Source organism: Caulobacter sp. AP07, assembly GCF_000281955.1.
GTDB lineage: Bacteria > Pseudomonadota > Alphaproteobacteria > Caulobacterales > Caulobacteraceae > Caulobacter.
Map to the genome: position 1 here is coordinate 1 of NZ_AKKF01000052.1, position 12288 is coordinate 12288.

General features: G+C 70.8%; 9 protein-coding genes. 7 read left to right on the forward strand and 2 right to left on the reverse strand.

All coding sequences use genetic code 11. From position 1 onward, the window contains the following. The 6 genes from PMI01_RS04280 to PMI01_RS04305 all read left to right on the forward strand — a co-directional run. On the forward strand, positions 1-3835 hold a 3835-nt coding region (locus tag PMI01_RS04280; protein ID WP_007663504.1), incomplete at its 5' end, for a translocation/assembly module TamB domain-containing protein. 199 nt (positions 3836-4034) lie between these two features. Beyond that, on the forward strand, positions 4035-5294 hold the full coding sequence (locus PMI01_RS04285; protein WP_007663507.1) for a hydrolase: 1260 nt from the start codon (positions 4035-4037) through the stop codon (positions 5292-5294). Position 5295: 1 nt separating this feature from the next. Continuing rightward, on the forward strand, positions 5296-6300 hold the full coding sequence (locus PMI01_RS04290; protein ID WP_007663510.1) for an arginine N-succinyltransferase: 1005 nt from the start codon (positions 5296-5298) through the stop codon (positions 6298-6300). Continuing rightward, positions 6297-7751 (forward strand): succinylglutamate-semialdehyde dehydrogenase, encoded by a 1455-nt coding sequence (gene astD / locus PMI01_RS04295; RefSeq protein WP_007663514.1) that lies wholly within the window; start codon positions 6297-6299, stop codon positions 7749-7751. Before PMI01_RS04290 ends, astD begins: the two co-directional genes overlap by 4 nt. Next, a complete protein-coding gene (gene astB, locus PMI01_RS04300) occupies positions 7748-9091 on the forward strand; it encodes an N-succinylarginine dihydrolase (protein ID WP_007663516.1) in 1344 nt (447 codons plus the stop codon). The genes astD and astB overlap by 4 nt, the downstream gene beginning before the upstream one ends. A 3-nt stretch (positions 9092-9094) precedes the next feature. After that, complete coding sequence (locus PMI01_RS04305) at positions 9095-9607, forward strand: GNAT family N-acetyltransferase (RefSeq protein WP_007663521.1); 513 nt, start codon at positions 9095-9097, stop codon at positions 9605-9607. Here the strand turns inward: PMI01_RS04305 and PMI01_RS04310 are convergent. Continuing rightward, positions 9604-10428, reverse strand: a complete 825-nt coding sequence (locus PMI01_RS04310; protein ID WP_007663524.1) for a LytTR family DNA-binding domain-containing protein — start codon at positions 10426-10428, stop codon at positions 9604-9606. The two genes, PMI01_RS04305 and PMI01_RS04310, sit on opposite strands and share 4 nt — an antisense overlap. A gap of 114 nt (positions 10429-10542) precedes the next feature. On the opposite strand from PMI01_RS04310, the gene PMI01_RS04315 reads away from it, so the two are divergent. Then, a complete protein-coding gene (locus PMI01_RS04315; protein ID WP_007663526.1) occupies positions 10543-11748 on the forward strand; it encodes an acyltransferase family protein in 1206 nt (401 codons plus the stop codon). Here the strand turns inward: PMI01_RS04315 and PMI01_RS04320 are convergent. Then, a partial coding sequence (locus PMI01_RS04320) for a phenylalanine-4-hydroxylase (protein WP_007663531.1) occupies positions 11706-12288 on the reverse strand: 583 nt, incomplete at its 5' end. The two genes, PMI01_RS04315 and PMI01_RS04320, sit on opposite strands and share 43 nt — an antisense overlap.

Genomic DNA, 12288 nt, shown 5'->3' on the forward strand with positions numbered 1-12288 from the left:
CTGGCGGCCCGCCGAACTGTTCGGCCGCCGCTTCCACGCCGACGACATCTCGGCGCGCCAGGTCCTGGTGCTGCGCCGTCCGACCTTGACGCCGAAGGGCAAGTCCAGCGCCGCGCCGCTGTCGGTCGACATCGACCATGTCGCCCTGCGGCTGACCACCCGACCGGAGTTCAGTCGCCAGGCCGGCGATTTCGACATGAGCGGCGACTACGAGTCGGAGCGCTCGGGCGGCCAGAAGGGCAATCTGACGGTGCTCAGCCGCATGCACGCCGGCGACCACCTGAAGCTGCGCTTCGATCTGGGGCGCGACAAGACGCTGCTGCTCGACGCCCAGGCCCGCGAAGCCGACGGCGGCGCCCTGGCCGGGGCGCTGGGGCTGTCACCCGACCGTCCGTTCGACCTGAACGCCAAGGCCACCGGCACCACCAGCCAGGGCGCGTTCACCGTGCTGGCCCGCTCAGGCGACGCCACGCCGCTGAAGGCCGGCGGCGCCTGGAACGCGCAGGGCGGCTCGGCGACCGGCGACATCGACCTGTCGGCCTCGACCCTGACCGATCGCGAGGAGAAGATGTTCGGAGTCGACGCCCGGTTCTCGATCGTCGGCCGCAAGGCCGGGGCGTTCAACATGCTCGACCTCAAGGTCGATGCGCCGAACCTCTCCCTGGTCGCTCACGGTCCGGCGGACCTGGCCAAGCGGATCACCGCGCCGGCGGGCCTGACCTTCACCGCCAAGGTCGCTGACCTGTCCAGGGTCACCCCGTTGCCGAAGATGGGCGCGGGCGTCGTCGACGGGGTCTTCCGCATGGACGGCCAAGGCTTCGCGATCGACGGCCGGGCCGACGTGCGCAACCTGTCCCTGCTGGGCTACCGCCTCGCCCGGGTCCAGGGTCCCGCCAGCCTCGCCTGGAAGAACGGCGAACTGACGATCAAGGGCGACGCCACGACCGAGGGCGGCGCGGGCGAGGGCGTGCTGGCCATCCTGGGGCGTTCGCCCACGGCGCGGTTCGAGGGCGCGCGGCTGAAGGACGGCCGCTTCCTGATCCGCTCGGCCAAGGTGACGGCTCCCAACCTGACCGTGGTCGCGGAGGGCGAGCGCGGCATTCTGGGCGGCCTGTCGTTCAAGGGCGAAGCCAAGGTCGCCTCCCTGAAGCCGGTGCGCGCCGGCATGGCCGGGCAGGCGACGGCCAAGTGGTCGGCCAGCCAGGCGGCGAACAGGCCGTGGATGCTGACGGTCGATGCGCGCGGCGCCAATTTCGTTTCGGGCCTTTCGGAGCTGGACCGGCTGCTGGGCAAGGCGCCGCGCCTGAACGCCCGCGCCGCCTGGGCCAACGACCGGCTGTCGGTCGCCGACGCCAAGCTCGACGGCGCCGCCGCCTCGGTGCGGGCCTCCGGCGTGCTGGGTCCGGGCACGGCCCTGGGCTTCAAGCTGGACTGGACGGCCAACGGCCCGTTCAGCGCCGGCCCGGTGGAGATCGCTGGCAAGGCCAAGGGCACGGGGGCGGTCACCGGGACCTTGCAGGCCCCCAAGGCCGACCTGATCGCCGATTTCGATTCCATCGACGTGCCGCGCCTGCCGCTGAAGGACGCCCATGTCGTCCTGTCCTTCGCCAAGCGGCCCGACGGCGCCGACGGCGTGGCGTCGATCGAGGCCGGCAGCCAGTATGGCCCGGCGCGGGGCCGCACGGCCTTCAACTTCGCCACCGGCGGGCTGGAGCTCACCGACCTGGACGTCGACGCCGGCGGGGCCAAGGCCAAGGGCGCGGTCAGCCTGCGCAACGGGCGCCCGGCCACGGCCGACCTCGTCGTGGCGGTCGGTCCCGGCGCCTTCCTGGCCCAGGGCTCGGTCAAGGGCACGGCGCGGATCAGCGACGGGACGGCTGGTACCATGGCCCAGCTCGACCTGGCCGCCGACGACGTGGTCGGCGGGGCCTGGAAGGTGCGTCACGCGGCGATCAAGGCCAACGGTCCGATGGCGCGCTTGCCCCTGACGGTGGACGCGCGCGGCGAGGCGCCGTCCGGCCGCTGGAAACTGAACGGCTCGGGCGTGCTCAGCGAGGCGGGCGAGGAGTACCTGCTGACCCTCGACGCGGCTGGGACCATGGCCCGCACCGAGATCAAGACCCGCGAAACCGCCCAGATCCGCTTTGGCGGCCCCCGCAACAGCGCCCGCCTGCGTCTGTCGGTGGGCGACGGCCAGGCCGATCTCGACGCCGATGTCGGCGGCGACCTAGCCACCCTGCGGGCCGAACTGACCGGGGTCAGCCTGACCGCCCTCAATCCGGACGTGGCCGGCAAGATCGACGCGCGGGTCGCGCTCAGCGGTTCGGGACCCGTGCTGACGGGCGATTTCGACGCCAACCTGACGGGCGCCCGGGAACGCGGGTCCAGGGCGGACCGCTCGCTGAACGCCCAGATCCGCGGCGTGCTGCGCGACAACCTGATGACGATCAACGCCACCAGCTCCAATAGCCTGGGCCTGCGGGCCGAGGCCGACGTGACCCTGCCCACCGAGGCCTCGGCCAAGCCGTTCCACCTGGCGATCAACCGCACCCGCCCCGTGGAGGGCCGGTTCGTGGCCCAGGGCGAGATCAAGCCGCTGTGGGACCTGCTGGGCAGCTCCGAACGCAGCGTGTCGGGCAAGATCGACGCCGAGGGCACGCTGGCCGGCACCCTGGCTGATCCGCGCCTGACCGGCCGCGCCAGCCTGGAAGGCGGACGGGTCGATGACGGCCAGACGGGCCTCAGCCTGCGCGACGTCATCGTCCACGTGGCCCTGGCCGACAACGCCATCGACGTCAGCCAGGCGTCGGGCGGCGACGGGCAGGGCGGTTCGGTCTCCGGTTCCGGCCGGATCAGCCTGGCCCGCGACGGGCTGGGCAGCTTCAAGCTGGACCTCAAGGGCTTCCGGGTCATCGACAACGATCTGGCCTCGGCCAGCGCCACCGGCCAGACGACGATCAACCGGGGCGCGGACGGCAAGATCAAGCTGGTCGGGGCCCTGACCATCGACCGCGCCGACGTTTCGGCCCAGACCAAGGCCCCGGCCGGCGTGGTGACGATGGACGTCATCGAGCGCAATCGTCCGGACGAGATGGACCAGGGCATCGAGGCCCGCAAGGTCACGCCCGGCAGCGGCATGGCCCTCGACGTCACGCTCAAGGCGCCCCGCCGGATCTTCGTGAGGGGCCGCGGCCTGGACGTCGAGCTTTCGCTGGACGCCCACGTCGGCGGCTCGACCAACAGCCCGACCCTGAGCGGCCAGGCCCGGGTCGTGCGCGGCGAGTACGACTTCGCCGGCAAGCGCTTCGAGTTCGACGACGACGGCACGGTGCGCCTGGCCACCCAGCTGGACCGCGTCCGCCTGGACCTGACGGCGACGCGCGAGGATCCCGCCCTGACCGCCGTGGTGCGGGTTCAGGGCACCGCCGCCAAGCCCGAGATCACCCTGACCTCCAAGCCCGAACTGCCCAGCGACGAGGTGCTGTCGCAGGTGCTGTTCGGATCCTCGGCCGCCAACCTGACCCCGATCGAGGCCGCGCAGCTGGCCTCGGCCCTGGCGGCCCTGGCCGGCGGCGGCGGCTTCGACGTGATCGGCAACCTGCGCAGCCTGGCGGGTCTGGACCGGCTGTCCTTCGCCGAGGGGGCCACGGGCATGACGGTCTCCGGCGGCAAGTACGTCACCGACGACGTCTATCTGGAAATCATCGGCGGCGGCCGCGAGGGCCCCGCCGCCCAGGTCGAATGGCGGGTTCGCAAGGCCCTCTCCCTGGTCTCCAAAATCGGCAGCCAGGGGGCCACCCAGCTTTCGGTGCGCTGGAGAAAGGACTACAACTGACCCGCTTCCGCCGAGTCCCACGTGGCTTGGCCTCGCGAAGCAAGCAGTAACAGATCCGGATCCCGACCCTCGGCGCTCGCCAGGGAATGGAGCCTATCCGGAGCAAGGCTGTTGCGCGGACGCCCGGTTTCCTCGATCCAGGAAGCACGAATTGTCCGCGGCCCTTGGTTTAGGTTGAACTGAGGGAGACAACGATTTCATGCGACTCAACGACGAGGATCGCGCCGTTCTGGATCATCTGGCCGCGCAGGGCGCCCTGATCATCGATCGGGCGGTCGCCTGGTGCGCCATCAACTCCGGAAGCCGCCACCTGGCGGGGCTCGAGCGCCAGCGGCAAATTCTGCTCGACGCCTTTTCGCGCCTGCCCGCCGCTCCGACCGACATCCCGCTGGCGGCCTCGCCCGAGGTGGGCGCCGACGGCAAGGTCGGCGAGCAGGCGCACCCGTCGGCCATCGCCGTCGTCGTGCGGCCCGAGGCTCCGGTCCAGGTCGTGCTGACCGGCCACTACGACACCGTCTATCCGGAGACCAGCGGCTTCCAGACCGTCAGCACCCGTCCCGACGGCGCCCTGCACGGTCCCGGCATCGCCGACATGAAGGGCGGCATCTCGGTGATGCTGGCGGCGCTGGAGGCGTTCGAGCGCCACCCGCTGGCCCACCGCGTCGGCTATCGCGTGCTGCTGTCGCCGGACGAGGAGATCGGCTCGGTGGCCTCGGCCCCGATCCTGGCGGCGTTCGCGCGCCTGGGCCATGTGGGCCTGACCTACGAACCGGCCCTGGCCGACGGCGCCCTGGCCAGCGCCCGCAAGGGCTCGGGCAATTTCCACATCGTCGTCCACGGCCGCGCCGCCCATGCCGGCCGCGACTTCGCCGCCGGCCGCAACGCGGTGATGGAGGCCGCGCGGATCGCCCAGGCGCTGCACGCCCTCAACGGCCAGCGCGACGGCGTCACCTGCAACATCGCCAAGATCGACGGCGGTTCGCCGCTCAACATGGTGCCCGACGTGGCGGTGGTCCGCTTCAATGTCCGCTTCCCCGCCGCGGAAGACGCGGCCTGGTTCGAAGGCCAAGTCGACAGGATCGTCGCCTCGGTGACCGGGGAGGGGCTGCACGCCCACCTGCATGGCCGCATCACCCGGGGCGCCAAGCCCTTCAACGCCGCCCAGCAAGGCCTGTTCGGGGCCGTGAAGGCGGTGGGCGCCCTGCTCGGCCAGGAGATCGCCTGGAAGCCCTCCGGCGGGGTCTGCGAGGGCAACAACCTGTTCGCCTCGGGCCTGCCCAATGTCGACACCCTGGGCGTGCGCGGCGGCGACATCCACAGCGAGGCCGAGCACGCCTGGCCCGACAGCTTCGTCGAGCGCGCCCAGCTGTCGGCCCTGATCCTGATGAAACTGGCGAGCGGCGAGATCGACGGTCCCGCCCTGCGCGCCGCCATGACCGACCTCGTGGAGACCGTCTAGAATGCTCGTCGTCCGTCCCGCCATGCCCGTCGATTTCGACAGCCTGATGGAGCTGGCCGTCCTGTCGGGCCGCGGCTTCACCAGCTTGCCGGCAGACGAGCAGACCCTGCGCCAGCGCCTGGAACTTTCCCTGGCCAGCTTCCATTCCGAGGTCGCCGCGCCCGAGGCCTGGTACACCCTGATGCTCGAGGACATCGAGGCCGGCGACGTGATCGGCGTGGCCGGGGTCAAGGCCGGCGTGGGTTTGAAACGACCGCATTTCTCGTTTCGCGTCGTGACCTTGGCGCAATCTTCTCCCACGCTCGACAAGCGCTTCGACCACCGGGCCCTGGTGCTGGTCAACGAATGCGCCGGCTGGTCGGAGGTGGGGTCGCTGTTCCTCAAGCCCGAGCGCCGCAAGGGCGGGGCGGGGCGCCTGCTGGCTCAGTCACGCTACATGCTGATCGGCCTGGAGCCTCAGCGCTTCGCCGAGATGGTGCTGGCCGAGTTGCGCGGCTGGTTCGCCGAGGACGGCAGCTGTCCGTTCTGGGATCACGTGGCCAGCAAGTTCTTCCGGCTGGAGTTCGACGAGGCCGACCGGATGAGCGCCTCGACCGACGGCCAGTTCATCCTCGACCTGGCGCCCCGCCATCCGATCTACGCCGAGCTGCTGCCGCAGGCCGCCTCGGAGACCATCGGCCGCGTGCATCGCGAGGGCGAGGCGGCGCGAGCCATGCTGGAGACCGAAGGGTTCCGGTTCTCGGGGTTGGTCGACATCTTCGACGCCGGCCCGACCGTGGCGGCGCGGCGCGACGACATCAAGACCGTGCGCGAAGGCCGGCGGTTGCGGGTGAGGCTGGGCGAGGACGCCTATGGCGAGGAGGCCCTGATCTCCTCCGGCGCCGTCGCCCGCTTCCGGGCGGTGCGCGCGCCGGTGCTGATCGACGGCGAGACAGCGATCATCGGTCGTGAAGCGGCCCAGGCGCTGGGTGTGAGCGAAGGCGAAATGGTGCGGGTGAAGGCATGAGCGGCGGCGTGTTTATCGATGGCGTCTGGCGCGCGGGCGCCGGGGCCGAGGTGGTTTCGATCGATCCGACCACCGGCGAGGTGATCTGGCGTCAGGCGACGGCCGGCGTTTCGGACGTGGTCGCGGCGGTCGCCGCCGCGCGCAAGGCCTTCCCGGCCTGGGCCGACCGGTCACGCGACGAGCGGATCGCCGTCCTGCGCCGCTACAAGGACGTGCTGGTCGCTCGCACGGCCGACTATGCGCAGGCCCTGAGCCGCGAGACCGGCAAGGCGCTGTGGGAGACCACGGCCGAACTGGGCTCGATGGCCGGCAAGGTCGAGGCTTCGATCAAGGCCTATGAGGAACGGACCGGCGAGCATGAGAACGCCATGGCGTTCGGCCGCGCGGTGCTGCGCCACCGGCCGCATGGCGTGATGGTGGTGCTGGGGCCGTTCAACTTCCCGGGCCACCTGCCCAACGGCCACATCGTGCCGGCCTTGCTGGCCGGCGACACCGTGGTGTTCAAGCCGTCGGAGGAAACGCCCCTGGCCGGCCAATTGCTGGTCGAGGCCCTGGAAGCGGCCGGCGTGCCCGCGGGCGTCGTCAACCTGGTGCAAGGCGGGCGGGAGACCGGCCAGGCGCTGCTCGATCAGGAGATCGACGGCCTGCTGTTCACCGGCTCGGCCCAGGCCGGCGCCTTCTTCCGCCGCTACTTCGCCGACCGGCCGGACGTGATCCTGGCCCTGGAGCTGGGGGGCAACAACCCGCTGGTGGTCTGGGACGCCGGCGACGCCGAGGCCGTCGCGGCCCTGGTCGTGCAGTCGGCCTTCATCACCACCGGCCAGCGCTGCTCCTGCGCCCGTCGCCTGATCGTCCGCGACGACGCCAGCGGCCAGGCGGTGATCGACGCCGTGGCGGCGCTGTCCGAGCGCCTGGTCATCGGGCCGTGGAACGGCGGGCGGGAGCCCTTCATGGGTCCGTTGATCTCCGATCGCGCCGCCGCCACGGCCCTGGCCGGCGCCCAGGCGATGGCCGGCAAGACCGTGCGCGCCATGGTGTCGGTCGAGGGTCTGAGCGGCGCCTTCGTCTCGCCCGGCCTGGTCGACGTGACCGGCGAGACGATCCCCGACGAGGAGTTGTTCGCGCCGCTGTTGCAGGTGCGCCGGGTGGGGTCGTTCGATGCGGCGATCGCCGCCGCCAACGCCACGCGCTATGGTCTGTCGGCCGGACTTATCTCCAACGAAACAGCGCATTGGGATCATTTCCTCAAGCGCATCCGGGCCGGTGTCGTCAACTGGAACCGGCCGACCACCGGCGCCGCCGGAACCATGCCGTTCGGCGGCCTGGGCAGTTCGGGCAACCACCGTCCCAGCGCCTATTACGCGGCGGACTATTGCGCCTATCCGGTCGCCAGTTTCGAGGCGGCGAGCGTGACCAATACCCTGGGCGATATCAAGGGGTTGCGCGAATGAGCTCGCGCGCGGTCGAGGCCAATTGCGACGGCCTGGTCGGCCCGACCCACTCCTATGTCGGCCTGTCGCCCGGCAACATCGCCAGCCAGACCAACGCCGGCGAGGTCTCCAATCCCCGCGCCGCGGTGCTGGAGGGGCTGACCAAGATGCGCAAGCTGGCCGACTGGGGCGTGCCGCAGTTCGTGCTGCCGCCGCACGAGCGGCCGGACCTGGCCTTGCTGCGGTCGATCGGCTTCTCAGGTTCCGACGCCCAGGTGCTTGAAAAGGCGTGGAAGGACGCTCCCGCCCTGGCCGCCGCGTCGTGCTCGGCCTCGCCGATGTGGGCCGCCAACGCCGCCACCGTGACGCCCAGCGCCGACACCGCCGACGGCCGTGTCCACTTCACGCCCGCCAACCTGCTGACCAACCTGCACCGCAGCCTGGAAGGGCCGCAGACGGCCCGGTCGCTGCGTCGGCTGTTTCCCGACCGCGCCCGGTTCGCGGTTCACGATCCGCTGCCGGCTCAGCCGCATTTCGCCGACGAGGGCGCGGCCAACCACGTGCGCCTTTGCGCCGATCATGGCGAGGCGGGGGTCAATCTGTTCGTCTGGGGTCGCGAGGCCTGGGAGCGCTGGGAGGGTCGCTATCCGGCCCGCCAGACCCGCGAGGCCTTCGAGGCCGTCGAGCGTCGACACGGCGCGGCGCGCGGCGTCTTCGCCCGCCAGGGCATGGCGGCGATCAACGGCGGGGCGTTCCACAACGACGTGGTCTGCGTCGGCACACGCGAATGCCTGCTGTTCCACGAACAGGCCTTCGAGGATCGCGTGGCGATGGAGGCCGATGTCCGCCGCGCCGCCGCCGGCCTGTTCGAACCGGCCTTCGTCGAGATCAGCGAGGCCGACCTGCCGCTGGACGACCTGGTGAAGAGCTACCTCTTCAACTCCCAGCTCCTCGTCCTGCCGGGCGAGGACCGCCTGGTGCTGCTGGCCCCCGGCGAGACCCGCGACAACCCGCGCGCCCATGCGGCCGCCCAAGCCCTGGCCGGTTCCAACGGCCCGATCGGGCGCGTGGAGTATGTCGATGTGCGCCAGAGCATGCGCAACGGCGGCGGCCCGGCCTGCCTGCGCCTGCGGGTGGTGCTGACCGACGCCGAGCTGGCCACGACCAATCCGGGGCAACGTCTCGACGCAGCCCTGCACGCGCGGCTGAACGCCTGGGCCGAGCACCGCTATCGCGACCGCCTGGCGCCCGCCGACCTGGCCGATCCGGCCCTGATCCGCGAAGGTCGCGAGGCCCTGGACGAACTGACGGCCATCCTCGATCTGGGCGGCGACTTCTATCCGTTCCAAAGGGCCGCCTGAGCCATGGGCGATTTCGTCGTCCGTCCGGCCACGGCGCATGACGCGGCGGCGATCCTGGCGTTGCACCGCCGGGTGGCCGAGACGCCGGGCGGCCTGGCCCGGCGGCCCGAGGAGATCACGGCCGACTATGTCGCCCACGCGATGGCGGCGGCCGCGGACGGCGGCCTCAACCTCGTGGCGGTCGCTTCGGACGGGGCGCTGTGCGGCGAGATCCATGTCGAGCGCATGAAGCTGGCCCTGTTCGCCCATGTGCTGACCGACCTGACCGTCGCCGTGGATCCGGACTGGCAGGGGCGCGGCGTCGGTTCGGCCCTGTTCCGCGCCCTGATCGCCGCGGCCCGCCAGGCGACGCCGCCCGTTGGCCGGATCGAACTGTGGACGGGCGCCGACAATCTCGGCGCGCAACGGCTTTACGAGCGTCTGGGGTTTCGGATCGAGGGCCGGATGCCTGGACGCGGCCGCCATCCGGACGGACGCCTGGAGGACGACATCGTCATGGGGATGTTGCTCGACTAGCCGCGCAACGCTGTCAGCGCCTGGGGGAACCGTCGCGACAGCGGCGCCTGGACCTCGCCCAGTTCGACCGCATAGTCGCCGGAGCCCTCCGGCCGCAGGCCGGTCACGCGGACGGGGTTGACCAGCCATGAGCGGTGGGTCCGCACGAAACCGTGCTCGTTCAGCCGCGTCTCGAGCGCGCCCAGCGACGAGCGCATCAGGGGACGGCGGCCGTCCTCCAACAGGAATTCGGCGTAGTTGCCGGCCGAGCGCACCGCGAGAATTTCGCTGACCGGGACGCGGACCAGACGCGCGCCGTCCCGGATGTCGAAGTGGACCATGGCGGAGGCGGACCGGGCGAGCTCGGCCGCCTGCCGGCCGCTTTGCCGCAGAGACAGATAATAGATGATCGAGGCCAGGCCGTAGGCCATCAGGTCCTTGCGGAACTCGTACGGGAACTCGGTGGACAGCGGCCCAAACTGGTAGGGCTCGTGCAGCAGCGCGAGGTAGGCGAGTTTTCGCAACGCCACGAAGCCCGTCACGTGAAGCACCGAATAGGTGACGACCGCGACCATGTGGACCGGCGCGGCCTTCCACCAGCGCGGAGACGTGCGGGTCGTCCATAGCGCCACGGCCGCCGGAATGGCGAAGATCACCATCGTCACCAGGGCGCTGCTGGCCTCCCAGATCGCGGGGGGCAGGGTGCCCAGGCGGGGGGCGTCATGCCGGATGGTCAGGACGTTGACGATGCAGATGCAGGCAATCAGGCTGACGCCGAGCAGCCAGGCGCGCCAGAGGCCCTGCCGCTCTTCGCCGCTCATCCCGAAAAGCGCGCCGCTCATCCCCGGTGCTTTTCCGCTCGTCCCTGTCGGCGCCCGTTGATCCCCCGGCGCTTGGCCTGTGGTGGTGGCGCGGGTCACGACCTTCGCATCCTTTTTCAAGTGGGACGCCTTCTCATGACCTCGACCGTCTCAAACCCAGACCGCCGCCACGACCTCGACTGGATCCGGGTCGGCGCGTTCTTCCTGTTGATTCTCTACCACGTCGGCATGTTCTACGTGCCGTGGGATTGGCATGTGAAGTCGCCTCATCCGGTTCCGGCGCTAGAGCCGGTGATGATGCTGACCAATCCCTGGCGGCTGACCTTGCTGTTCCTGGTCTCGGGCGCGGCGACGCGGTTCATGGCCGACAAGGTCACGGTGGGTCATCTGACCGCCGCGCGAGTGGCGCGCCTGCTGCCGCCGCTGCTGTTCGCCATGTTCGTGATCGTGCCGCCGCAGTCCTACTACCAGGTGGTGGAGTACGCGGCCGCCCATCCCGGCTGGCCGGGAACCGTCGACGGCTTCTGGCTGAGGTACGCCACGGCCTCGGGGCGTTGGTGCACGCCGGACGGCTGCCTGATCACCCCGACCTGGAACCACATGTGGTTCGTAGCCTATCTGCTGGTCTACACCCTGGTGCTGGCCGGGCTGCTGGCGATGTTCCGCCGCCTGGGCGATCGTCTGCAGGCCGGCGCCGAGCGGGCGCTGAGCGGGGCCGGCCTGATCCTCTGGCCGGTGGCCTTCCTGGCCGCGACCCGGATGTTCCTGTTCCCGCGCTTCGACGTCACGCACGCCCTGGTCGACGACTGGTACAACCACGCCGTCTCGCTGGCCGCCTTCCTGCTGGGGTTCGGCCTGGCCAAGTCCGACGTGCTGCGCCAGCGCCTGATCGCGGCGCGCTGGCCATCCCTGATCCTGGCCCTGGCCGCCTATGCCGGCTGGGCGACCTATGCCTGGATCTATCGTGACGACGCCGTGCCCGCGCAGGCGCTGCGCCTGATCATGCGCGTGGTCTATTCGCTGGACCAATGGTGCGCGATCGCGGCGATCCTGGGCTTCGGCGCCCTGCACCTCAACCGAAGCTCGCCGGCCTTGCGCTACCTGACGCTCGGCGTGTTCCCGTTCTACATCGTCCATCAGACCCTGATCGTGGTCGCGGCCCACCACCTGGCCAAGCTGGGGTTGCCGCAAGGGCTGGAGGCGGCGATCCTGATCGTCTTCACCTTCGCCGGCTGCTTCGCGACCTACGAGATCGTGCGACGCATCCCCGGCGTGCGGCTGCTGTTTGGCCTGAAAGGTCAGTCCGCGGCCGTGGCCAGCCGCCCGCCGGCCTTCGCATAGGCCTGCGTCCCGGCGGTGATCACCCGGTCGGCGGCGGTGATCTCGGCGATGCCGAGGTCGTCGGCGCCGGTCAGGCGGTCGTACAGCGGGCCGAAGTCGCGCAGCGTGACGTCCTGCAGGGTCTGGATCGACGGAATGACGAAATAGACCTGCTGGAAGTCGTCGATCCGGTAGGGGGTGCGCATCACCCGTTCCAGGTCGAACCCCAGGCGGTTGGGGGAGGGATCGTCGAGGGCGAAGATCGACTCGGTGCGCGACGAGACGATGCCCGCCCCGTAGATGCGCAGGCCCGCCTTCGTCTCCATCAGGCCGAACTCGACCGTGTACCAGTAGAGGCGCGCCAGGTTGGCCAGATGGCCCAGGCTCAGCGCCCGCTGGCCGCCCTGGCCATAGGCCTGCATGTAGTCGGCGAACACCGGGTCGGTCAGCATCGGCACGTGGCCGAACACGTCGTGGAAGACGTCCGGTTCCTCCAAATAGTCCAGTTCATGCGGCTTGCGGATGAACTGGCCGGCCGGGAAGCGGCGGGTGGCCAGGGGG